The following is a 22,076-nucleotide window of genomic DNA, read 5'->3' as shown; positions in this document are numbered from 1 at the left end:
GGTGGGTGAGGTCGCCGGCGCCCGCGCGGTCCGCGCGGAGGACTCCTTCGATGTCGCGGCAGTCGACACCTGGCTGCGCGCGAACGCCGACGGGTCGGCCTGGGGCGACGGGCTACCCGAGGTCCAGCAGTTCTCGGGCGGCGCGTCGAACCTGACGTACCTGCTCCGCTATCCCGCGAAGGACCTGATCCTGCGCCGCCCGCCCGCCGGCACCAAGGCGGCGGGCGCGCACGACATGGGTCGCGAGTTCCGGATCCAGGCCGCGCTCGCGCCCGTCTTCCCGTACGTCGCGCCGATGGTCGGGCTCTGCACGGACGCGGCGGTCCTCGGCAGCGACTTCTACGTGATGGAGCGCCTGGTCGGCTCGATCCCGCGCAAGGACTTCGAGGTCGCGCTGACCCCCGAGCAGGTCCGGGCGGTCTGCACGAACACGCTGGACCTGCTCGTCTCCCTGCACGCGGTCGATCCGGCTGCCGCGGGCCTCGACGTGCTCGGCAAGGGCGAGGGCTACGTGGAGCGCCAGGTCAGCGGCTGGACGAAGCGCTATCGCGACGCCCACACCGACAACGTCTCCGACATGGAGGACGTGATGGCGTGGCTGGCCGCCCATCAGCCCGCCGACCGGGGCAGCTGCCTGATCCACAACGACTTCCGTTTCGACAACGTGGTCTTCAGCGACGACGACCCGACGCGTCCGATCGGCCTGCTCGACTGGGAGCTCGCCACGATCGGTGACCCGCTCATGGACCTCGGCTGCGTGCTGTCGTACTGGATCGAGGCCGGCGACGACGACATGTGGCAGCTCGTCCGCATGCAGCCGACGAATGCCGACGGGATGCTGACGCGCGCCGAGGTCGTGGCGTACTACTGCGAGCGTGCCGGCCTCGAGGTCTCGCCGGAGGCGCTGAGGTTCTACGAGGTCTACGGGCTGTTCCGTCTCGCCGGGATCGCCCAGCAGATCTACTACCGCTTCCACCACGGCCAGACGACGAACCCGCGCTTCGAGCACTTCTGGATGTTCGTCAACATGCTCGGCGACCGGGCCCGCGCCGTGATCGAGGCCGGCGGTCGCGGGTGAGCGTCCTGCTCCTCGTCCGGCACGGCCAGGCGTCGTTCGGGGCCGCGGACTACGACGCGCTCTCCGAGACCGGGCACGAGCAGGGGCGCATCCTGGGGCGGGCGCTGGCTGCCCGCGGCGTCGTTCCCGAGCGGATCGTCCGGGGCGGGCTCCGGCGTCACCGGGAGACGGTCGAGGGCATCCTGGTCGGGCTCGGGGAGTCCGGACGCGACCTGCCGGTGCTCGTCGACGCGGGCTGGGACGAGTTCGACTTCGACCACGTCCTGCGGGTGCACACGCCGAGCGAGGAGTCGCAGTCGGTGATGGCGAGCGTGGGTTCGCTCCCGCCGGAGGAGCAGCGGGCGGTGTTCCAGGCATTCTTCGAGGAGGCCACCGCGCGGTGGACCGGAGGGACGGCGGATCACGAGTACGCCGAGTCGTTCCCGGCGTTCTCGGAGCGGGTCGTCGGGGCGCTGCAACGCGCGGCCGAGGCGGCGAGCGGCACGGTGCTCGTGGTGAGCTCGGGCGGCCCGATCGGGTTGGTGACCTCGCACCTGTTGGCCCGCGACGCCTCGCTGTGGGCGCAGCTCAACCGGGTCGCGGTCAACACGGCGGTCACCAAGGTGATCAGCGGCCGCTCGGGCCTGCACCTGTCGTCGTTCAACGAGCACACGCACCTCGAGCATGACCGGTCGTTGCTCACCTACCGCTGACGGTGGCGAGGAGGCCGCAGATGCGGCCGCGGAGGGCCGACGTACGCTGGAGAGGTGGACGAGAAGGCACCGCGCCGACCGGTCCGCGAGGAGTGGACGAGTCGGCGCGCAAGCGGCAAGGGCGGCCCCTTGGGCGTGCCCTGGAGCACGGATCCGCGGGTGCCCTCCGGCCACGAAGGCGACGACCACGACGTGGTCAGCGGAGGCGGCCTGGTCGAGCACGAGAAGCTGCGCAGCTCGGAGGGGTCGACCCACGTCGACTGAGGCCACTCGGAGTGGCGCACGGCGTGTCGGGCGTCACCGCGATCGGGAATCGTCGTATAAGCGCGCGGGCCACTACCCTTGACCGGTGAGTGACCTTGTGAACGACGCTGCCCCCGCCTCCGTTGACGCCCCGGAGGCGGTTGAGGAGACGGTGAAGTTCGCCGATCTCGGCCTCGACGAGCGTGTCCTCAAGGCGCTCAAGGACGTCGGCTACGAGACGCCGTCCGCCATCCAGGCGCAGACCATCCCGCCGCTCCTCGCGGGCCGCGACGTGATGGGTCTCGCGCAGACCGGCACGGGCAAGACCGCGGCGTTCGCGCTGCCGGTGCTGTCGCAGCTCGACTCCGGTCAGAAGACCCCGCAGGCGCTCGTCCTGGCCCCGACCCGTGAGCTCGCGCTCCAGGTGTGCGAGGCGTTCGAGAAGTACGCCGCGCACCTCAAGGGCGTCCACGTGCTCCCCGTCTACGGCGGCCAGGGCTACGGCGTCCAGCTGTCCGCGCTCCGTCGTGGCGTCGACATCGTCGTCGGTACGCCGGGTCGCATCATGGACCACCTCGAGAAGGGCACGCTCGACCTGAGCGAGCTGCGCTTCCTGGTCCTCGACGAGGCCGACGAGATGCTCTCCATGGGCTTCTCCGAGGACATCGAGACGATCCTCAAGGACACCCCGGAGACCAAGCAGGTCGCGCTCTTCTCGGCCACGATGCCGGCGACGATCAAGCGGATCTCCAAGCAGTACCTGCACGACCCGGTCGAGATCCAGGTCAAGAACAAGACCGCGACCAACACCAACATCACGCAGCGCTACCTGATGGTGTCGTTCCCGCAGAAGGTCGACGCGCTCACGCGGATCTTCGAGGTCGAGAACTTCGAGGCGATGATCGTCTTCGTCCGCACCAAGCAGGCCACCGAGGAGGTCGCGGAGAAGCTCCGCGCCCGTGGCTTCTCGGCCGCCGCGATCAACGGTGACGTCGCCCAGGCCCAGCGCGAGCGCACGGTCAACCAGCTCAAGGCCGGCAAGCTCGACATCCTCGTCGCGACCGACGTCGCCGCCCGCGGTCTCGACGTCGAGCGGATCACGCACGTCGTGAACTTCGACATCCCGACCGACCCCGAGTCGTACGTCCACCGCATCGGCCGCACCGGTCGCGCCGGCCGCAAGGGCGACTCGATCTCCTTCGTGACCCCGCGCGAGCGTGGCCTGCTGCGGATGATCGAGAAGCACACCAAGTCGCCGATGGCGCTGATGGACCTGCCGTCCGTCGACGACATCAACGCCACCCGCCTGGCCCGCTTCGACGACGCCATCACCGAGGCGCTCGCGGGTGAAGCGATCAACGACTACCGCGACGTCATCGCCCACTACGTGAAGAACAACGACGTCCCCGAGGCCGACGTGGCCGCCGCGCTCGCCGTCGTGCTCCAGGGCGAGACGCCGCTGCTGCTCAACGAGCGCGACATGCCCAAGGTCAACACCGTCTCGGCCGACCGCCCGGACCGCGGTGACCGTCCGGACCGTGGCGCCCGCGGCGACTTCGCCAGCAAGGACCGCGGCCCGCGCGAGTCGCGCACCGGCACCCCGCTCGCGACGTACCGGATCAACGTCGGCAAGCGCCACAAGGTCGAGCCGCGCCAGATCGTCGGCGCGCTCGCCAACGAGGGCGGCCTGCGTCGCAGCGACTTCGGCAAGATCCAGATCCGTCCGGACTTCTCGCTCGTCGAGCTGCCCGCCGACCTGTCGGCCGAGACCTACCGCCTGCTCGAGCAGACGCGGATCTCCGGCAAGCTCATCGAGCTCGCCGCCGACAAGGGCCCGGGCATCCGCACCGAGCCGCGCAAGTCGTACGGCGACCGTGGCCCGCGCAAGGACTTCGGCGACCGCGGCGGCCGTCCGTCGTACGGCGACCGTGGTGACCGCCCGCAGAAGCGCGAGTTCTCCGACGGCACGTGGGAGAAGAAGCCGCGTCGCGACGACTCCACCGGTGCCGAGTCGGCCTGGGCCGACAAGAAGAAGCCGCGCCACAAGAGCTGATCGATGCAGCACGAAGCCCCCTCTCCGGAGGGGGCTTCGTGCATTTCGGGTGTGGCACACGCGACAAGTGCATGACTTGTCATCTAAGTAGATGACGTGTCACCATTGAGTCATCGAGGCGACCACCGGGCCGCCGGACTCATTCGGAGGTAACCCCATGGACATCGTCCTTCTCGTCGGCCGCATCCTGTTCGTCGTTCTCTTCCTGCTCTCGGCCGTCGGCCACTTCGCGCAGACCGACTACATGGCCGGCTACGCCAAGTCGAAGGGCCTGCCCTTCGCCAAGCTCAACGTCCTCGCCTCGGGCCTGGTCTTCGGCCTTGCCGGCCTGGCCATCGCCTTCGGTGTGTACGGCGACCTCGCCGGCATCGTCCTCGCGCTGGTGCTCGTGCCGACCGCGCTGATCTTCCACACGTTCTGGAAGGAGTCGGGTGAGGCCAAGGCGATGACGCAGATCATGTTCAACAAGGACCTGGCCCTCGCCGGTGGCGCGCTCGCCCTGGCCTTCGCCTTCTCGACGAACCCGGGTCTGACGCTGACGAACGGCCTCTTCGCCTGATCGCAGCTCCCGCAGCACGACGGCTGCCCGCGTCGCTTCCGAGCCGACGCGGGCAGTGGTCATTTCGCCGAGACGGGGCCCGTGCACACTCCAGACGGGGCTCGGGCACGCGTACCGCGTGCACGAGCCCCGTCTCAGCGGTGCACGAGCCTCGTCTCGGCGTCAGAGGTCGCGGGCGAGGGCGAGTCCGGCGGCGCGGCCGCTGAAGATGCAGCCGCCGAGGAAGGTGCCCTCGAGCGCGTTGTAGCCGTGGACGCCGCCACCGCCGAAGCCGGCGACCTCGCCGGCGGCGTAGAGGCCGGGGATGACCGAGCCGTCCTCGGCGATCGCCTGGGAGTCGAGGTTGGTCTCGATGCCGCCGAGGGTCTTGCGGGACAGGATGTTGCAGCGCACCGCGATGAGCGGGCCGTGCTCAGGGTCGAGGATCTTGTGCGGCTTGGCGACGCGCATGATCTTGCCCGTGCGGTCCTTGCGACCGTTGTGGATCGCCATGATCTGCGCGTCCTTGGCGAACGGGTTGTCGACCTGGCGGTCGCGCGCCACGATCTGCCGCTCGATGTCGTCGGCCGAGAGCTCAGGGCCGCGGGTGATCGCGTTCATCCCCTCGACGAGCTCGGCGATCGTCGAGGCGACGACGAAGTCCTCGCCGTACTTCTTGAACCGCTCGACCGGACCGGTCGCGCCCTTGCCGAGCACGCGATCGCGCAGCATCAGCCTGACGTCCTTGTTGGTCCAGTCGGGGTTCTGCTCGGAGCCCGACAGTGCGAACTCCTTCTCGATGATCGTCTGGTCCAGGATGAACCACGAGTAGTCGTAGCCCGTCGACAGGATCTGGGTCATCGAGCCGATCGAGTCGGCGCCGGGCACACCCGACATCCCCTGCAGCCGCTTGCCGTTGGCGTCGAACCACATCGACGACGGCCCGGGCAGGATCCGGATGGCGTGATCGGGCCAGATCGGGTCCCAGTTGTGGACACCCTCGACGTAGGCCCACATCCGGTCCTTGTTGACCAGCGTGGCCCCAGCCTCCTCGGAGATGGCGAGCATCCGGCCGTCCACGTGCGCCGGGACGCCGGCGATCATGTGCTCCGGCGCGGGGCCGACCCGGTCGGTCGGCCAGTTGCGGCGCATGAGGTCGAAGTTGTGGCCGATGCCGCCACTGCTCACCACGACCGCCCGCGCGCGCAGGTCGAAGGACCCGGTGACCTCGCGCGACGACTTCACGCCGCGGGCGCTGTCGTCGGCTGCCAGCACCGAGCCGCGTAGGCCGACCACGGCACCGTCCTCGACGACGACCTCGTCGACCTGGTGCCGGAACCCGAACTGCACAAGGCCGGCCTTCTCGGCCTCGAGCACCGGCTCGAGGAAGACCCGGACCACCTCGGGGCCGGTGCCCCAGGTGATGTGGAAGCGCGGCACGGAGTTGCCGTGGCCCTCGGCGCGGCCGTCGCCACGCTCGGCCCAGCCGACGAACGTCAGGGACTTCAGGCCCAGGTCGCGGACGTAGTCGCGCTTGCCCTCGTGGGCCCAGCGGACGTACGCCTCGGCCCACTGCTGCGGCCAGAAGTCCTCGCCGCGGCCGGGGCCGTCCGTGCCGTCGCCGAACCGGTCGAACTGCGCGCTGCCGTGCCAGTCCTGCAGGGCGAGGTCGAGGGAGTCGTGGATGCCCATCCGGTGCTGCTCGGGACTGTCGACGAAGAAGAGGCCGCCGAGCGACCAGAACGCCTGGCCGCCCAGGTTGTGGCGGTTCTCCTGGTCGAGCACCAGGACCCGCTTGCCGGCCTTGGCCAGCTCGTGAGTGGCGACGAGGCCGGCGAGGCCGGCACCGACGACGATGACATCGGGCTGGAAGTCAGACGCGGTGGACATGGCCTCAGGCTACGGCCGAGCGCCCCGCCTCGACATCGGCGATCGTCCCCCGGATCAGCTCGGCGATCGCCTCGGGGCAGTCCGACATCGGCACGTGGCCGGCTCCGTCAAGGGTGATGTAGCGCGCCTGGGGCACGAGCTTCCGGGCGCGAGCCATCTGTCCGTAGGGGAGGATCCTGTCCTTCGTGCCCCAGGCGATGGTCACCGGGGCCCTCAGGGCTCCGCGGAATGGCTTGAAGACCGGGCGCAGGCACTTGATCGCGGTGGCCTCGAAGCCGCGAGCCCGCTTCATCGCCAGCGCGTCGCCGTACGTCGAGGCGGCGTCGTGCCGGTCGGCGTACGCGTAGAGGGGCCAGCCGATGACGGCGCGGACGAAGCCGGCGCGGCAGGCCTGGCGCAGCACGGGCGCGGGGACGAGGAGGGCGCCGAGTCGCATCGCCACGAGCGGGAGTGCCGCGCCCGCACCCTTCCAGTCGATGAACGACGCCGGGGCGAGTGCAACGGCCGACGCGACCTCGCCGCGTCGGGCGAGCTCGAGCGCGACGGCTCCGCCGAGGGAGTTGCCGGCCACGTGCGGCTTCTCGAGGCCCCACGCGCGGAAGTTGGCGACCAGGTGGTCGACGTATGCCTCGACGTTGTGGGCGCTGCCCTTCGGGTGGCCGGGGGACTCCCCGAACCCGGTGAGGTCGACCGCGATCACCTCGTGGTCCTCGGCGAGCAGCCGGACCACGGGGGACCAGGCCTGGCGTCGGTGGCCGATGCCGTGCACGAGCACGACCGGAGTGCCGGCGCCCACGCGGTCGTGAGCGAGCGCGGGGAACGACATGGGTGGACCTCCTGCGTCGGGACGTCCGCAGTCTTGCACCGGAGCTGACTAGGCGGAACGCCTTGTCGCAGAAAGTGACCTGCACGACACTTCAGGGGCTGAGTGGGGCGTGGGCGCCGGATTTTCCGACGATTCCGTGGTCGTGTGGAGCGATCGTGCGGATCGGAGCGCGCGAGGGGGTGCGAATCGACCGGATGTGTGCCATACTCGAAAGTGAACAAACGGTGAACAGGAGGTGGCCCATGCTTGACGGTCTTGCAAACCACGACCACATGGAGCTCGTCTGGAAGCGCGAGAAGGGCGTCGACGGCAAGAAGCGGCTCGTCGCCCACTGGGTGCGTGTGCGCCCGGCTGCGCCCACGACCCATCACGCTGCCTGACCCAGCGCTCTACTTGGCCAGCGACGGTGCCCGACTCTCGGGCACCGTCGCTGTTGCGTATACGAGGGGATGGTCGGTGACCTTCCCGAGCACCCCGCGGTCCCGGATCGTGTAGCCGGCGAAGCTGACGCGCGAGGAGCCGAGGATGAAGTCGACCGGCATCCGTCCGCTGTTGCATGCACCGCCGGCCCAGCGCAGGTCCGTGCTCGCGGTGACCGGGTTGCAGTACTCCTGGCGCTCGTTCATGTCGCCGGTGAGGAAGACCGGGTAGCCCGTCTCCGCGGCCAGCTTGTTGACCAGGGCGATCTCCCGCGCGGTCGCCTCGCGCCGCCACTTCGCCTGCGTCGCGCCGTACTTGTGAGCGGGGTTGTGGAAGTTGGCGACCCAGATCCGCTGCTTGGTCTGGACGTTCTCGAGCAGCACGTACGGCATCTGCCGCGTGCGGCCGAAGAAGTACGGGATCGCGATCGTTTCCTTCTCCACCGCGCGGAACGTCGAGGTGTCCCACGCGAGGGTGTTGTCGACCGCGTCGGCGTTGACGGCGAGCCCCGGCCAGCTGTCCCACTGGCTGCCGGTGCGCGCCCGGAACGCGGCGTACTGCGTTGGCTGCATCTCCTGGAAGCCGACGACGTCGGCCGAGGCCTGCTCCAGCGCCTGCAGCGCCCAGGCCATGCGCGTGCCGCTGTCGGCGTACTCCGCACGGTCGCCGCCGGCGACGGTGTGGCTGTTGCCGAGCACGTTGAGCGTCGCGATCTGGAAGCGGAACTCCGGCAGGGTGTGCAGCTGCTTCCGGACGCTGCGGAGCAGGTCCTTCGAGATGGCGATGTCGGGGACCTGGGTCGGCGTGATGACCGGGCTCAGCGACTGCGCCACGCTCGGCGTGACGCTCGGGGAGCCCGCGGTGTCGCGCGCCCGATGGTCGTCGTGCCCGGTCAGGCCGAAGGCGACGCCGACGCCTGCGAGGACCAGGACCAGCACCAGGAGGGGCGCCAGGGTCACGACCAGTTCGGGGGGTTTGCGCACCGGTGAAGGATACGTCCGGGACGGGTTGACGTGACCGGCGCCACGGCATACCGTTCTTGATGCCCCTCTCGATTACCCCATGAGTCGAGAGGGGCTTCTGCATTTCCGCATCGGCCGTCCGGACGGCCCTCATTGCGCCTGCGCCGCAGGACCGTAACGGTCCGATAAATGGGTCGCGTCAAGCGTCTGCGCACTGCAACCATCGACCGCATGGGCAAGGGCATGGCGGCGTACGGACGACTCCTGCGCCGACCCTCGGTCCGGTCGGTGCTGCTGCTCGCCTTCCTCTGGCGCGTGCCGGCGTTCGCGTCGTTCATCGTCATCACGCTGCACGTCGTCGACGGGCTCGACCGCAGCTACGCCGCCGCTGGTGTGGTGACCACGGTGAGCACGGTGGCCCTGGCCGTCTCCGGACCGTGGCGCGGGCGTTCGCTGGACCGTGTCGGCGTACGGGCCACGCTCGGGCCGCAGCTCCTCGTGCTGATCGCGGTCTGGGCGGTCGCGCCGTTCACCCCCTATGTGGTGTTGCTCGTGCTCGTCTTCGTCGGAGGACTCGCCAACCTGCCGACGTTCTCGATCACGCGGCAGGCGCTGATCGCTGCCGTCGACGACGAGGACCGGACCGCCGCGCTCTCGCTCGACGCGCTCTTCACCGAGCTGTCGTTCATGATCGGCCCCGTGCTCGGCGTCCTCGCCGTGGCGTGGTGGGGGACGACGTGGTCGCTGCTGGGCAGCGAGCTGCTGGTCGTGCTGGGTGGCTTCGGGCTGTGGCTGGCCAACCCGCCGCTGGTGCGCGCCGACACCGCGCACGCGGTCGAGGTTCCGCTCGTCGAGGGAATGCAGGTCGAGCCCGCCGACACCGTCGCGGCCGAGCACGTCCGGCTGTGGCGTGAGCCGGCGGTCATGGCGACCCTGGCTGCGGGTGTCGCCGCGACGATCGTGCTCAACGGCACCGAGCTGGGCACCGTCGGCGCCCTCCGGGCCATGGGTGAGGCCGGTTCGATCGGGCCGGTGCTCGCCGTGTGGGGCTTCGGCTCGGCCGTCGGCGCCCTCGTCTACGGGGCGTTGCACCGGCCGATCCCGGTGTTCGTCCTGCTTGCCTTCCTCGCCGCGACGACCGTCCCGGTCGCGCTGGCGCACGGCCAGGTGAGCCTGGCCCTGCTGCTCCTGGTGTGCGGCCTCTTCTGTGCGCCGACGATCACCGCGATCAGCGACGGGCTGAGCCGGGTCGTGCCGGAGAACCGGTTGGGCGAGGCACTGGGCTGGCAGGGAGTCGCGTTCACGGCCGGCTCGGCGCTCGGTGCGCCGCTGGCCGGCACGGCGATCGACCGGACCGGCTGGGAAGGCGCCTTCGTGGTGACCGGCCTGATCGCCCTGGCCGCTGCGGTCGCGGCGTTGCTGCTGCAGAGCGGCAAGGCCCGGGCGCTCGGCCAGCAGCGTCCTAGTCTGAACGTATGAGCGCTTCCTTCGACGTCCTCGACCCGGCTGACGGATCGGTCCTGGCCTCGCTGCCCGACCAGGGTGTCGACGACGCCCGGGCAATGCTCGAGGTTGCCGTCGCCGGGCAGCAGGCCTGGGCCGCCACGCCAGCACGCGAGCGTGGCGAGATCCTGCGCCGGGCCTTCGATCTCGTGACCCAGCGCGCCGACCACTTCGCGCGGACCATCTCGCTCGAGATGGGCAAGCCGCTCGCCGAGGCGCGCGGCGAGGTGGCGTACGGCGCGGAGTTCCTCCGCTGGTTCTCCGAGGAGGCCGTCCGGATCAGCGGCACCTGGCTCCCGGCTCCGGCCGGCGGATCGCGGCTGATCACGATGAAGAAGCCGGTCGGACCGGTCCTGCTGATCACGCCGTGGAACTTCCCGCTCGCCATGGCGACGCGCAAGGTCGGCGCGGCGATCGCGGCCGGCTGCACGATGATCGTCAAGCCGGCCGAGTCCACGCCACTCACCACGATCGAGCTGGCGAAGGTGCTCGCCGAGGCGGGCCTACCCGACGGCGTGCTGCAGGTGCTCACCACGACGCAGGCGAAGGAGACGACGGCCGCGCTCATGGCTGACGCCCGGCTGCGCAAGGTCTCCTTCACGGGCTCGACCGCGGTCGGCAAGGCCCTCGTGGCGCAGTCAGCGGCCAACCTGCAGCGGGTCTCGATGGAGCTCGGCGGCAACGCGCCGTTCCTGGTGTTCGACGACGCCGACCTCGACAAGGCCGTCGACGGGGCGATGCTCGCCAAGATGCGCAACATGGGCGAGGCCTGCACCTCGGCCAACCGGTTCCTCGTGCAGGCCGGGGTGGCCGAGGAGTTCTCCCGCCGGCTCGCGGAGCGCATGGGTGCGCTGAAGGTCGGACGCGGTCAGGACGACGGCGTCGACGTCGGGCCGCTGATCGATGCGCGCGCGGTGGCCGGCGTACAGGAGCTGGTGGCGGACGCGATCGCGGCGGGCGCGCGCCGGGTCGTCGGAGGGGACGCCCACGGCAACTTCTTCCCGCCGACCGTGCTGGTCGACGTACCGGCAGAGGCGCGGGTCAACCACGAGGAGATCTTCGGACCGGTCGCCCCGGTGACCGTCTTCGCGTCGGGTGCCGACGGGGAGGCCGCGGCGATCCGGATGGCCAACGACACCGAGTACGGCCTGGCGTCGTACGTCTTCACGCGGGACGTCGGTCGGGTGCTGCGCGTCTCCGAGGGCCTGCGGTTCGGCATGGTCGGGGTCAACACCGGCCTGGTGTCGAACCCGGCTGCGCCGTTCGGCGGGGTGAAGGCCAGTGGCTTCGGCCGCGAGGGTGGGTTCACCGGCATCGACGAGTACCTCGACATCACCTACGTCGGCCTAGCCGCGGACTGACGGCTCGCCGCCTAGGGTGGGGACATGGCACCGCAGCCCGAAGGCACCCCCGGCCCGCCGACCACCGTCCTGCTCTTCGGAGCGACGGGCGACCTCGCGCGGCGCAAGCTGCTCCCCGGTCTCCTGCACCTCTGGCGCAGCGGCCTGCTTCCCGACGTCCAGGTCATCGGCACGGCGCTCCACGACCACGACCGCGAGTCGTTCGTGCAGATGGCCCGCGAGGCGATCGAGGAGTTCAGCGACGACGCCGAGGACAAGAAGGAGTTCGACGAGTTCGCCAAGCGGCTCTGGTGGGCCGACAGCGGCGTCGACCACCTCCTTGCCGCGGTCGCCGAAGCCGAGGCCGGGCTGACCGGCGAGCGCCTCCGGCTGCACTATCTCTCGGTGCCCCCGAAGGCGGCGCTCAACGTCGTCGAGCAGCTGCGTGACGCCGGCATGGTCGCCGGCAGCCGGATCATCATGGAGAAGCCGTTCGGCGTCGACCTCGCCTCAGCGAAGGCGCTGAACGCAGCCATCCATGAGGTCTTCGACGAGTCGCAGATCTTCCGTATCGACCACTTCCTCGGCAAGGAGGCGGCGCTCAACATCCTGGCGCTCCGCTTCGCCAACGGGCTCTTCGAGCCGATGTGGAACCGCAACTTCATCGACCACGTCCAGATCGACATCCCCGAGGCGCTCGGCCTCGAGGGCCGCGCCGGCTTCTACGAGGGCACCGGCGCGTTCAAGGACATGGTCGTCACGCACCTGTTCCAGGTGATGGCGTTCGCCGCGATGGAGACGCCCACCGCGCTCGACCCGCAGTCGATCACCGAGGAGAAGAACAAGGTCTTCCGCTCGATGCTCCCGCTCGAGCCGGCGAACGTCGTCCGCGGTCAGTACGACGGCTACCGCAAGGAGGACGGTGTCGCTCCCGACTCGGAGACCGAGACGTTCATCGCGCTCAAGTGCTTCGTCGACAACTGGCGCTGGGCCGACGTGCCGTTCTACCTCCGCACCGGCAAGAAGCTCGCGGAGGGCCAGCGGATCATCTCGATCGCGTTCAAGGAGCCCCCGAAGTCGATGTTCCCCGAGGGGTCGGGCATCGGCGACGACGGTCCCGACCACCTGACCTTCGACCTGAGCGACCAGGCCAAGATGTCGCTCTCCTTCTACGGCAAGCGCCCCGGCCCGGGCTTCCGGCTGCAGAAGCTGTCGATGCAGTTCGAGATGGAGGGCACCCAGTGGGCCGGCTCCATCCTCGAGGCCTACGAGCGGCTGATCCTCGAGGCGGTCAAGGGCAACCACACCCTGTTCACCACCGCGGACGGCGTCGAGCGACTCTGGGAGATCAGCCAGCCGCTCCTCGACAACCCTCCGCCGGTACGCCGCTACGCCCCCGGGTCGTGGGGTCCCAACCAGATCCACCAGCTGATCGCGCCGTTCGCCTGGCGGCTGCCGTTCGAGCGCGGGTGGCGCGAGTCGCACTGAGGCGATCAGCGGGTGAGTAGCGTCGGGAGCTCGTTGCGGGAGTGGATGCCGAGCTTCCGGTAGACGTTCGACAGGTGCCACTCGACGGCCTTGACCGTCACGAAGAGGTCCTGGGCGACCTGGCGGTTGCTGAGCCCGGTCGCCGCGAGGTCGGCCACCCGGCGTTCGGACGGGGTGAGCAGGGCGAGCGCTTCCGCGGCCGGGCGGTTGGCGGGCTCCCCGATGCGGTCGAGGAGACGGCGTACGCGGTCCTCGAGGGGGCGCAGCCCGTGCGACTGGGCGTACGACTCCGAGCGGCGCAGCAAGGTCACGACCTCGGGCGACGCGGCGGCGCCCTCGAGCAGGATCAGCATGCCGGCGAGATCAGCCGCGACCTGCGCTGCCAGCCGACCCGCGGGTACGCCGTCCAGCACGGCGAGCGCGCGGCGCAACAGGCCGACGCGGTCGGCGGTCGGGTCGACCGCAGCCACCGTGCGGAAGGCCTGGGCGAGCGTGTACGGCGCCCCGAATGCCTCGGCGCGGGCGGCGTTCTCGCGGGCCAGGTCGACAGCCTCGCGGCCGTTGCCGATCCGGATCAGAGCGAGGGCACGACCGGCCCGCCAGGGGAGTACCGCCGGATTGTCGAGGCTGAGGTGCAGCTGCCGACCCACCTCGGCGTACCGACGGGCGGCGGTGTCGTGGTCGCCGTGGGCGGCGGCGATGTCACCCAGGGCGTGCTGCGCGTAGGCACCCGCCAGGGTCCTCTCGCTGGCAATCCGGTCGAGGGTCGCGCGCCACGGCAACGTGCGTTCGAGCTCGCCGCGGGCGATGTGGCACTCGACGAGGCCGGCGATCACGAAGCCGAGGCCCGCGTTCCACCCGTGGTTGCGCTGCTCCAGGGTCGCCTCGAAGTCGAGCTCGGCCTCGACGGTGAGGCCCATCCGGGCGCGTGCGGTGCCACGGCACGCGGCGGCGTTCGCGAACTCCAGGACCGAGCCGCGTGCCTTCGCCGTCTCCATCGCGGTGGTCAGCGCTCGCTCCGCCTCGTCGAGGGCAGAGGACCAGATCAGCGAACAGCTCGCCATGAAGACGGCGGTGCCGTCGGCGTTCGCGTGTTCGAAGAGGGCGCCGCGGTCGATCGCCCGGAGCGCCAGGTCCCGCGCCTCGGCGGCGGTGCCGCCGGCAGCGACCTTGAGGCTGGCCGCGGCAGCGAGGGCGAGCCGGTGGTCCGGCGTCGTCGCGTCCTCGGGCTCTCCGAGGTGCTGCTCGAACTGCTCCCGGATCTCGCGGGCAGGCGCCCCCAGGAGCAGGCCACTGAAGACCATGCGCCCGCTGAGGACCTGGCTGGCGTGGGTGGTGTCGGGCCCGGTGTCGGCCGGTGTGCCGAACGCAGCCCGGGCCTGGGCGTACTCGCCGGCGATGAGCAGCGCGTCTCCCGCTGCAGCCCGTAGCGCGGCCAGCTCGTCAGGATCCTCCGTGAGCGATCGGGCGCGGCGCCACATCTCCTGGGCGGCGTCGATCTCGCTGAGCGCGGACAGCGCGGAGGCCGCACTCGACAAGAGTGGGATCTCGGCAACCGTGATCGGGCCCTCGGCGATGGCGCGGTCGAAGTAGCGACGGGCCTGCTCGGCCTCGCCCGATGCGAGGGCATGGCGCCCCTGCTCGGCCAACCGGACGCGGACCTCGGGATCGTCGCCGGGAGTGGTCAGGAGGAGGTGGCTGGCCACGACGGTGCGTGGGGCTCCGCGCCGGGCCAGCACATCCGCGCAGCGGGCGTGGAGGTCCGCCGTGTCGGCCGAGCTGAGCGCTGCCAGGACCGCGTCGGCGATGAGCGGGTGGCGCAGGCGGTGATTGCCGTCGTCGCGCTGCGCGAGCTGGGCCGTGGTGAGAAGTGCCAGGTCGTGGACGATGGTCGCAGGTGGAAGGCCGGCGAGCTCGGCGATCGAACCGGTTGCCCCGTGGTCACCGAGGATCGCGACAGCGGACGCCGTCGCGAGCGATGTCGGGGAGAGCCGGCGCAGGCGACCGGTGATCGACCCCACCAGCGAGTCCGGAACGTCCTCACCGCCGCCCGCGATCACCTCGCCCACGAACAGGGGTACGCCGCCGGTCACGGTGTGGATCCGCTCTGCCTGGCCCGGATCGAGTCGGTGCATCTCCAGGAGTGCGGCGACACCGTCGACGCTGAGTGGTTCGGGATGGAGCACGCGGCTGACCTCGTGCAGACGGGCGATCGACTCGGGGCAGCTCGCCTCCTCACCGATGCGCACGGTGTAGGCGAGGATGCAGGGGAGCTGCTGCAGCGCCGGGGCAAGCAGGTCGAGCGCCTTGAGGGAGCCCGAGTCGACCCACTGCAGGTCGTCGACGGTCAGCAGGATCGGACCCTCGGCACACAGGTCTTCGAGCACCCAGCGGACGCCGTACACGAGGTCGCCGAGCGGCCGGCTGGTCCCGTCGGCGAGCTCCGCGAGGGCAGCACCCGGTCCGTCGAACGGGTGCTCACCCGCCGGGTGGCGGTGCGCGAGGAGGCCGAACCAGTCGCGCAGGACGCCGTACCCGATCGAGGGGCTCATCGGTGTGGCGCGCACGTCGAGACTGCGCCAGCCGTCGCGCAGCGCGGCTTCGCGCAGGTGCCAGAGCAACCGTGACTTACCCATGCCGGGTGGCGCCTCGAAAGCCACGAGATCCCCGTGACCGGCCCGAGCACGGTCCAGAATCCGCCCGAGTGCGGCGGTCTCAGCGTCCCGTTCAACCAGTCGGGAGCGCATCCTTCGACGTTAGACCTGTGTCGGCGACCCGGGGACCCCTTCGGGGCAAATGGATCATCCGGACTACTCCCGCGCTGGGGAACCCCAGTGTCATGCTGACGCCCGTGAGTCACACCCTCCTGGTCAATCCGCGTGCCGGCGGGTCCACGATCTCCGTCGCTGCCGCTGCGCGGTCGGCGCTCGAGGAGGCCGGGTGCACCGTCCACGTCGCGCTGTCCGAGGGCATGCGGGAGACCCGTCAGGCGGTCGATGAGGCGTGCAGCCGCGGTGATGTGCTGGTTGCTGTCGGGGGCGACGGCACCGTGGCCTCCGCCGCCGGCCTGGTGGCCGAACGGGACGGCGTTCTCGGGCTCGTGCCGTCCGGACGCGGCAACGACTTCGCCCGGATGCTCGGGATCCCCGACCACGCCCGCGGCGCCGTGGACGTGCTGCTGCGCGGTCAGGCGGAGCGCGTCGACCTGATCGCCGCGACGCTCCCCGGCGAGGCGACGCGCCTCGTGGTGGGCTCGGTCTACTCCGGCGTCGACGCGCACGCGGTCGAGCTCGTCGAGCAGATGCGCTGGCTGCCGACGTTCCTGCAGTACCCCGTCTCGGCGGTCCGGTCGCTCGCGTCGTACACGCCGGTCGAGGTGGAGGTCGTCGTCGACGGCGTCACCCACTGCTTCGGTGCGGCGACCGTGGTGATCGCCAACTCGGCGTACTACGGCTCCGGGATGCAGATCGCGCCGGACGCCTCCGTGACCGATGGCCTGCTCGACGTGGTGGTCGTGTCGGCCTCGTCGCGGCGTTCCCTGATCAGCGCGATGCCTACCATCTACAGCGGTCGGCACGTGCTCCGCGACGACGTCGCGGTCCTGCGGGGTCGCGTCGTCGAGATCCGCGGAACGCCGCGCGTGCCGATGGGGGCCGATGGTGAGCCGCTCGGCCAGCTGCCCGCCCGCGACGCCGAGGCCGCCCGGGTCGAGGTGCGCCCGTCGGCCTTGCAGGTGATCACTCCCGCCTGATTCGTCGAGACCCGGGTTTTGACGGGTCGAGTCCCGGGTATTTGCTGGTCGAGTCGCGGACTTTGGCGCGGGAGGATGGCTCCATGACTCTGGAGGTACGCCGCGCCGGCTCGCGCTATGTGACGGTCGAGGACGGGCGCGAGACGCGGCACTCGTTCTCGTTCGGACCGCACTACGACCCGGCCAACCTCGGGTTCGGCCTGCTGGTCTCGCACAACGACGACCTGTTGGCGCCCGGCGCGGGCTACCCGGATCATCCGCACCAGGAGATCGAGGTGGTGACCTGGGTGCTGTCCGGTGGGCTCGCGCATCACGACTCGACCGGCGGCTCGGGCGTTCTCCTGCCGGGGCAGGTGCAGGTCATGTCGGCCGGCACCGGCGTCGTCCACAGCGAGTACGCCGAGGCGGGTGCCGGCCCGACGCGCTTCGTGCAGACGTGGGTGCGTCCGTCGGCCTGGGGGGAGGCGCCCGCCTACGCGTCGGCCGACGTCTCACCGGGGAGCGGCTGGACTGCGGTCGTCGGTGGCGACGGCCTGCCCGTGCGTGCTCCGGGGGCGACCCTGTGGGTGAGCGACGCCGCGGCGGGGGACGAGCTGGTCCTGCCCGTGGTGCCGCACGCGCATCTCTTCGTGGCGACCGGCGCTGCGCGGCTCGGCGACGTCGACCTGGCGGAGGGCGACGCCGCCCGGATGAGCGACCGGGGTGGCGACCTCACGGTCACCGCCCCTGGGCAGCTGATGCTCTGGACCTTCGGGGCCTGACCAAAACCCGGGTCTGAACACGCCAAAACCCGGGTTTCGGCGGACCAAAACCCGGGTTTCGACGGCGAGGGGATCAGATCGCGGCAGCGGTCTCCGTGCCCTGCAGGATCGCGCGCTTGGCGTCCAGCTCGGCGGCGACGTCCGCGCCACCGATGATGTGCAGGCCGGGGCGGTCGGCGACGTGCAGCTCGTCGTACAGGCCGCGCACCGACTCCTGGCCGGCGCAGATGACGACGGTGTCGACGTCGAGGACCTGTGTCGTGGTCGAGCCGTCCTTGGCCGTCACGGTGATGTGCAGGCCCTGGTCGTCGATCAGGTCGTACGACGCGCCGCTGATCTGGTGGACGCCGTCCTGCTTGAGGTGCGCCATGTGCGCCCAGCCCGAGGTCTTGCCCAGGCCCTTGCCGATGCGCTCGACCTTGCGCTGCAGCAGCCAGACCTCGCGGGCGGGGGTGCGCGGCTTCTTCTCGGTCAGGCCGGCCGGGTCGAGCAGCGGGTCGCCGACACCCCAGTGCGCCTTCCACTCCTCGAGCGTCTCGTCCTCGTGAGTCAGGAAGACCGAGATGTCGACGCCGATGCCGCCGGCACCGATGACGGCGACCTTCTTGCCCGGGACGACCTTGCCGTCGAGGACGTCGGCGTAGGAGACCGCCTTGGGGTGGTCGATGCCCGGGATCGCCGGCATGCGCGGCTCGACACCGGTGGCGATGATGACCTCGTCGAAGCCCGCGAGGGTGGCGGGGTCGGCGATGGTGTTGAGGCGCAGGTCGACGCCGAGGACCTCGAGCTTGCGACCGAAGTAGGCCACGGAGTCCTTGAAGTCCTCCTTGCCCGGCACCTGCATGGCGAGGCGGAACTGGCCGCCAATCTCGGCGTTCTTCTCGAAGAGGGTGACGGCCAGGCCGCGCTCGGCGGCCGAGACCGCGGCGGAGAGGCCGGCGGGGCCGGCGCCGACGACGGCGACCTTCTTCTTCGAGCGCGTGGGGGAGAGGAGGAGCGTCGTCTCGCGGCCGGCGCGCGGGTTGACCAGGCAGGAGACCTTCTGGTTCTTGAACGCGTGGTCGAGGCAGGCCTGGTTGCAGGCGATGCAGATGTTGATCTCGTCCTCGCGGCCCTCGGCAGCCTTCTGCACGATGAACGAGTCGGCGAGGAACGGGCGCGCCATGGAGACCGCGTCCGCGCCGCCGGAGGCGAGGATCTGCTCGGCCAGCTGCGGGGTGTTGATCCGGTTGGAGGCGATCACCGGGACGGTGACGTGCGGCTTGAGTGCAGCGGTCGAGTCGATCCAGGCACCGCGCGGGACCTGCGTGATGATCGTGGGGACGCGGGCCTCGTGCCAGCCGATGCCGGTGTTGAAGATGTCGACGCCGGCCTTCTCCAGCTCCTTGGCCAGCGCGACGATGTCGTCCCAGCTCTGGCCGCCCTCGACGAGCTCGAGCAGGGAGATGCGGTACTGGATGATGAAGTCCGGGCCGACCTTCTTGCGGGTCTCGCGGACGATCTCGATCGGGAACTGCATGCGCGCCTCGGCCGAGCCGCCGTAGCGGTCCGTGCGCTTGTTGGTGCGCTCAGCGAGGAACTGGTTGATCAGGTAGCCCTCGGAGCCCATGATCTCGACGCCGTCGTAGCCGGCCTTCTGCGCGAGCCAGGCCGAGCGGGCGAACGCCTGGACGGTCTTCTCGACCCGCTTGACCGACATCGCCTTCGGCTTGAAGGGGTTGATCGGCGCCTTGATCGCGGACGGCGCGATGCTGAAGGGCTGGTACGAGTAGCGACCCGTGTGCAGGATCTGCATGACGATCTTGGCGCCGTGCTCGTGCACCGCGTCGGTGATCTCGCGGTGGTGCATGGCGTCACGGCGGGTGCGCATGCCGCCGGCGAACGGCTTCACCCAGCCCTGCCACTCCGGCGCGTAGCCGCCGGTCACGATGAGGCCGACGCCGCCCTGGGCGCGCTCGGCGAAGAACGCTGCCTGCTTCGGGACATCGGCGACCTTGTCCTCGAGGCCGTTGTGCATCGACCCCATGACCACGCGGTTGCGCAGCTCGGTGGTGCCGACCTTCAGGGGCGTGAGGAGGTGTGGATACCTGTTGGCGCTGTTGTTGCTCATCGTGCTTCCTTGTCCGTCGCGCCGGAGGCCCGGCGTTCGTGGGTGGTGCGGTACTCGTCGAGGAAGCCGATCCAGCCTTCCTCGACCCGGACGCCCGCGCGCAGGACCAGATAGCGGTCCACGTCGGCGTCCGAGAGCTCTTCGGGGTGGGGGAACTGCCGCTGCAGCATCTGCTCGTACGCCGCGGCGCGGGTGCGGTGCACCTCGCGCTGGGCGCGGGCCATCGCGAGCACGCCGGCCCGGTCCTCGGCGTACGACGCACCGCGCAGCTTGACCGCCAGCTCGCTTCGCAGGGGAGCGTCGGTCGGGGCCTCGGTGAGCCAGACGGCGAGGATCTTCTCGCCGAGCGGGGAGACGGCGTAGACCTTGGTGTCGGGCTTGCCCTGCTGGGGCACGACCTCCGAGGTCAGCCAGCCGTCCGACTCCATGCGCGCAAGGGTCCGGTAGATCTGCTGGTGGGTCGCCGACCAGAAGTAGCCGAACGACTTGTCGAAGCGGCGGGTGAGCTCGCTGCCGCTCGCTGCGCGTTCGCGCAGGGAGACGAGGAGTGCGTGCTCGAGGGCCATGGCATGAGTGTGGAACACCTATGCAACAAGTTGCAAGACCTGTGGCCCGGATCTCTTGATAGATACCCCCCGGGGGTATACGTTCGCAGGCATGACCACGACCTGGCGTACCGCTGTCTCTGCCACGCTGCACTGCCTCACTGGCTGCGCGATCGGCGAGGTGCTCGGCATGGTGCTGGCGACCTGGTGGGGCTGGGGCGGAGTCGCCTCCATCGAACTCGCGGTCGCACTAGCCTTCTTCTTCGGTTACCTGCTCACCTTCTCCGGCGTACGCCGCTCCGGCGCGGACGTCGCGACGGCGGTCCGCACCGCTCTTGCGGCCGACACGGTCTCGATCCTCGTGATGGAGCTCGTCGACAACGGCTTCATCCTGGTCGTGCCCGGGGCGATGGCGGCCACCCTCGGTGACCTGCTCTTCTGGTCGTCGCTCGCGGCTTCGCTGGCGATCGCCTTCGTGGTCACCGTCCCGGTCAACCGCTGGATGATCAGCCGCGGCCTCGGGCACGCTGCCGTGCATCACCTGCACGCGGGCCATCACTGATGGCCGGGGGAACTGGACAGAAGTGGCAGTGGTCCGTCCTGGATTCCTGCCACTTGTGTCCAGTTCCGAGGCTGCGCCGGCTCGGGCGGGTACAGTCCGTACCCATGAGCATCGAACTCGGTCAGGGCACCGGCCCGCTGCGCGGCATCAAGGTCGTCGAACTCGTCGGCATCGGCCCGGGCCCGCACGCCTGCATGACACTCGCCGACCTCGGCGCCGACGTCATCCGCGTCGACCGCCCGGGCGGCCAGATGCTCTCCTTCGGCGAGAAGGACTTCATGGGTCGCGGCCGTCCGTCCGTCGCGCTCAACCTCAAGTCGCCCGAGGGTGTGGCCACCGTGCTCGACCTGATCGCGGACGCCGACATCCTGATCGAGGGCAACCGTCCGGGCGTCACCGAGCGGCTGGGCCTCGGCCCCGAGGACTGCTGGGCCCGCAACCCGAAGCTCGTCTACGGCCGCATGACCGGCTGGGGCCAGGACGGTCCGCTCGCCCTGACCGCCGGTCACGACATGAACTACATCTCGATCGCCGGCGCCCTCTTCGGGCTCGGGCAGGAGCCGGGCAAGCCGCAGTTCCCGGCGAACCTCCTTGGCGACTTCGGTGGCGGCTCGTCGTACCTCGTGATCGGTGTGCTCGCCGCACTGCTCGAGGCCCGCGTCTCGGGCCAGGGTCAGGTCGTGGATGCGGCGATCGTCGACGGCACGGCGCACCTCAACGCCATGGGCGCGATGATGGTCGGCACCGGTCTGGCGCAGCCCGACAAGCGTGCGGCCGGCATGCTCGATGGCGGTGCAGCGTTCTACGACATCTACGAGACCGCCGACGGTCGCCATCTGAGTGTCGGCGCGATCGAGCCGCAGTTCTACGCGGCGATGGCGGCACTGCTCGAGCTCGACGAGGACGGCCCGCAGCAGTTCGACGCCGAAGCCCTGCGCCCGGTGCTGGTCGAGAAGTTCAAGACGAAGACGATGGCCGAGTGGGCCGCGATCTTCGACGGCACCGACGCCTGCGTCGCGCCGATCCTGACCATTCCCGAGGCCGCTGAGCACCCGCACATGAAGGCCCGCGGTGTGTACGCCGAGGTCGGCGGCATGCTGCAGCCGACGCCGGCCCCGCGCTTCTCGCGCACGCAGGGAACGATCGGCGCGCCTGCCGTCGGCGCCGGTGCCAACACTCGCGAGGCGCTGGAAGCCTGGGGTATCGAGGGCGTCGACAAGCTGATCGAGGCGGGCGTGGCCGTCCAGGCCTGACCACTCATGCGGTGAGCTCGCGGCGGGGGAACCGCGGGGCGACGGGCCGCCGCCCCGACGG

19 protein-coding genes are annotated in these 22,076 nt (G+C 70.5%); 13 read left to right on the top strand and 6 right to left on the bottom strand.

Going from position 1 to position 22,076, the window contains the following annotated elements; genetic code table 11:
• Position 1: 1 nt before the first annotated feature.
• From EPD65_RS08235 to EPD65_RS08215, 5 genes are all read left to right on the top strand, one after another.
• Entirely contained in the window at positions 2 to 1,078 is a 1,077-nt protein-coding gene (locus EPD65_RS08235) for a phosphotransferase family protein (RefSeq protein ID WP_131583018.1), read from the top strand.
• Positions 1,075 to 1,770, top strand: coding sequence for a histidine phosphatase family protein (locus EPD65_RS08230; RefSeq protein WP_131583016.1), 696 nt, complete (start codon positions 1,075 to 1,077; stop codon positions 1,768 to 1,770). The genes EPD65_RS08235 and EPD65_RS08230 overlap by 4 nt, the downstream gene beginning before the upstream one ends.
• A 54-nt stretch (positions 1,771 to 1,824) precedes the next feature.
• Positions 1,825 to 2,034 (top strand): hypothetical protein, encoded by a 210-nt coding sequence (locus tag EPD65_RS08225; protein WP_131583014.1) that lies wholly within the window; start codon positions 1,825 to 1,827, stop codon positions 2,032 to 2,034.
• Positions 2,035 to 2,119: 85 nt separating this feature from the next.
• Positions 2,120 to 4,066: a DEAD/DEAH box helicase gene (locus tag EPD65_RS08220; protein ID WP_165872938.1), complete on the top strand. Its 1,947-nt coding sequence runs from the start codon at positions 2,120 to 2,122 to the stop codon at positions 4,064 to 4,066.
• Positions 4,067 to 4,223: 157 nt separating this feature from the next.
• Positions 4,224 to 4,625, top strand: a complete 402-nt coding sequence (locus EPD65_RS08215) for a DoxX family protein (protein ID WP_131583012.1) — start codon at positions 4,224 to 4,226, stop codon at positions 4,623 to 4,625.
• A gap of 162 nt (positions 4,626 to 4,787) precedes the next feature.
• Here the strand turns inward: EPD65_RS08215 and EPD65_RS08210 are convergent, their stop codons facing one another.
• Complete coding sequence (locus EPD65_RS08210) at positions 4,788 to 6,494, bottom strand: FAD-binding dehydrogenase (protein WP_131583010.1); 1,707 nt, start codon at positions 6,492 to 6,494, stop codon at positions 4,788 to 4,790.
• 4 nt (positions 6,495 to 6,498) lie between these two features.
• Positions 6,499 to 7,320, bottom strand: a complete 822-nt coding sequence (locus tag EPD65_RS08205; RefSeq protein ID WP_207891468.1) for an alpha/beta fold hydrolase — start codon at positions 7,318 to 7,320, stop codon at positions 6,499 to 6,501.
• A gap of 242 nt (positions 7,321 to 7,562) precedes the next feature.
• Between EPD65_RS08205 and EPD65_RS16230 the strand changes: the two genes are divergently transcribed.
• Entirely contained in the window at positions 7,563 to 7,700 is a 138-nt protein-coding gene (locus tag EPD65_RS16230) for a hypothetical protein (protein WP_165872937.1), read from the top strand.
• A 9-nt stretch (positions 7,701 to 7,709) separates the two neighbouring features.
• Here EPD65_RS16230 and EPD65_RS08200 read toward each other — a convergent pair whose 3' ends face one another.
• Entirely contained in the window at positions 7,710 to 8,723 is a 1,014-nt protein-coding gene (locus EPD65_RS08200) for an endonuclease/exonuclease/phosphatase family protein (RefSeq protein ID WP_131583009.1), read from the bottom strand.
• A gap of 168 nt (positions 8,724 to 8,891) precedes the next feature.
• Between EPD65_RS08200 and EPD65_RS08195 the strand changes: the two genes are divergently transcribed.
• From EPD65_RS08195 to zwf, 3 genes are read left to right on the top strand one after another with little or no spacing between them, the layout of a single operon-like run.
• Positions 8,892 to 10,181 carry an MFS transporter gene (locus EPD65_RS08195; RefSeq protein WP_207891467.1) on the top strand — a complete coding sequence of 430 codons (1,290 nt, stop codon included), beginning with the start codon at positions 8,892 to 8,894 and terminating at the stop codon, positions 10,179 to 10,181.
• A complete protein-coding gene (locus tag EPD65_RS08190) occupies positions 10,178 to 11,566 on the top strand; it encodes an NAD-dependent succinate-semialdehyde dehydrogenase (RefSeq protein ID WP_131583007.1) in 1,389 nt (462 codons plus the stop codon). Before EPD65_RS08195 ends, EPD65_RS08190 begins: the two co-directional genes overlap by 4 nt.
• 24 nt (positions 11,567 to 11,590) lie before the next feature.
• Positions 11,591 to 13,033 (top strand): glucose-6-phosphate dehydrogenase, encoded by a 1,443-nt coding sequence (zwf, locus tag EPD65_RS08185; RefSeq protein ID WP_131583005.1) that lies wholly within the window; start codon positions 11,591 to 11,593, stop codon positions 13,031 to 13,033.
• A 5-nt stretch (positions 13,034 to 13,038) separates the two neighbouring features.
• On the opposite strand, the gene EPD65_RS08180 is transcribed toward zwf, so the two are convergent.
• Entirely contained in the window at positions 13,039 to 15,780 is a 2,742-nt protein-coding gene (locus EPD65_RS08180; RefSeq protein WP_131583003.1) for a helix-turn-helix transcriptional regulator, read from the bottom strand.
• Between the two features lie 104 nt (positions 15,781 to 15,884).
• On the opposite strand from EPD65_RS08180, the gene EPD65_RS08175 reads away from it, so the two are divergent.
• Both EPD65_RS08175 and EPD65_RS08170 read left to right on the top strand, forming a co-directional pair.
• A complete protein-coding gene (locus EPD65_RS08175; protein WP_165872936.1) occupies positions 15,885 to 16,784 on the top strand; it encodes a diacylglycerol/lipid kinase family protein in 900 nt (299 codons plus the stop codon).
• An 83-nt stretch (positions 16,785 to 16,867) separates the two neighbouring features.
• Positions 16,868 to 17,545: a pirin family protein gene (locus tag EPD65_RS08170; RefSeq protein WP_131582999.1), complete on the top strand. Its 678-nt coding sequence runs from the start codon at positions 16,868 to 16,870 to the stop codon at positions 17,543 to 17,545.
• Between the two features lie 73 nt (positions 17,546 to 17,618).
• Here the strand turns inward: EPD65_RS08170 and EPD65_RS08165 are convergent, their stop codons facing one another.
• Positions 17,619 to 19,655: an NADPH-dependent 2,4-dienoyl-CoA reductase gene (locus EPD65_RS08165; RefSeq protein ID WP_131582997.1), complete on the bottom strand. Its 2,037-nt coding sequence runs from the start codon at positions 19,653 to 19,655 to the stop codon at positions 17,619 to 17,621.
• Positions 19,652 to 20,221: a PadR family transcriptional regulator gene (locus tag EPD65_RS08160; RefSeq protein ID WP_131582995.1), complete on the bottom strand. Its 570-nt coding sequence runs from the start codon at positions 20,219 to 20,221 to the stop codon at positions 19,652 to 19,654. Before EPD65_RS08160 ends, EPD65_RS08165 begins: the two co-directional genes overlap by 4 nt.
• Positions 20,222 to 20,312: 91 nt before the next feature.
• On the opposite strand from EPD65_RS08160, the gene EPD65_RS08155 reads away from it, so the two are divergent.
• Together EPD65_RS08155 and EPD65_RS08150 are read left to right on the top strand one after the other, a co-directional pair.
• Entirely contained in the window at positions 20,313 to 20,762 is a 450-nt protein-coding gene (locus EPD65_RS08155) for a DUF4396 domain-containing protein (protein ID WP_131582993.1), read from the top strand.
• Positions 20,763 to 20,866: 104 nt separating this feature from the next.
• Complete coding sequence (locus EPD65_RS08150; protein WP_131582991.1) at positions 20,867 to 22,015, top strand: CaiB/BaiF CoA transferase family protein; 1,149 nt, start codon at positions 20,867 to 20,869, stop codon at positions 22,013 to 22,015.
• Positions 22,016 to 22,076 lie beyond the last annotated feature (61 nt).

It is taken from the genome of Nocardioides jejuensis (genome assembly GCF_004337475.1).
Lineage (GTDB): Bacteria > Actinomycetota > Actinomycetes > Propionibacteriales > Nocardioidaceae > Nocardioides > Nocardioides jejuensis.
This window is presented reverse-complemented; position numbering and strand designations above follow the sequence as displayed.

Bases quoted from the DNA above. Each gene is read 5' to 3' on its own strand.
- EPD65_RS08215 (WP_131583012.1), top strand. From the start codon at position 4,224: ATGGACATCGTCCTTCTCGTCGGCCGCATCCTGTTCGTCGTTCTCTTC.
- EPD65_RS08210 (WP_131583010.1), bottom strand. From the start codon at position 6,494: ATGTCCACCGCGTCTGACTTCCAGCCCGATGTCATCGTCGTCGGTGCC.
- EPD65_RS08205 (WP_207891468.1), bottom strand. From the start codon at position 7,320: ATGTCGTTCCCCGCGCTCGCTCACGACCGCGTGGGCGCCGGCACTCCG.
- EPD65_RS16230 (WP_165872937.1), top strand. From the start codon at position 7,563: ATGCTTGACGGTCTTGCAAACCACGACCACATGGAGCTCGTCTGGAAG.
- EPD65_RS08195 (WP_207891467.1), top strand. From the start codon at position 8,892: ATGGGTCGCGTCAAGCGTCTGCGCACTGCAACCATCGACCGCATGGGC.
- EPD65_RS08190 (WP_131583007.1), top strand. From the start codon at position 10,178: ATGAGCGCTTCCTTCGACGTCCTCGACCCGGCTGACGGATCGGTCCTG.
- zwf (WP_131583005.1), top strand. From the start codon at position 11,591: ATGGCACCGCAGCCCGAAGGCACCCCCGGCCCGCCGACCACCGTCCTG.
- EPD65_RS08180 (WP_131583003.1), bottom strand. From the start codon at position 15,780: ATGCGCTCCCGACTGGTTGAACGGGACGCTGAGACCGCCGCACTCGGG.
- EPD65_RS08170 (WP_131582999.1), top strand. From the start codon at position 16,868: ATGACTCTGGAGGTACGCCGCGCCGGCTCGCGCTATGTGACGGTCGAG.
- EPD65_RS08165 (WP_131582997.1), bottom strand. From the start codon at position 19,655: ATGAGCAACAACAGCGCCAACAGGTATCCACACCTCCTCACGCCCCTG.
- EPD65_RS08160 (WP_131582995.1), bottom strand. From the start codon at position 20,221: ATGGCCCTCGAGCACGCACTCCTCGTCTCCCTGCGCGAACGCGCAGCG.
- EPD65_RS08155 (WP_131582993.1), top strand. From the start codon at position 20,313: ATGACCACGACCTGGCGTACCGCTGTCTCTGCCACGCTGCACTGCCTC.
- EPD65_RS08150 (WP_131582991.1), top strand. From the start codon at position 20,867: ATGAGCATCGAACTCGGTCAGGGCACCGGCCCGCTGCGCGGCATCAAG.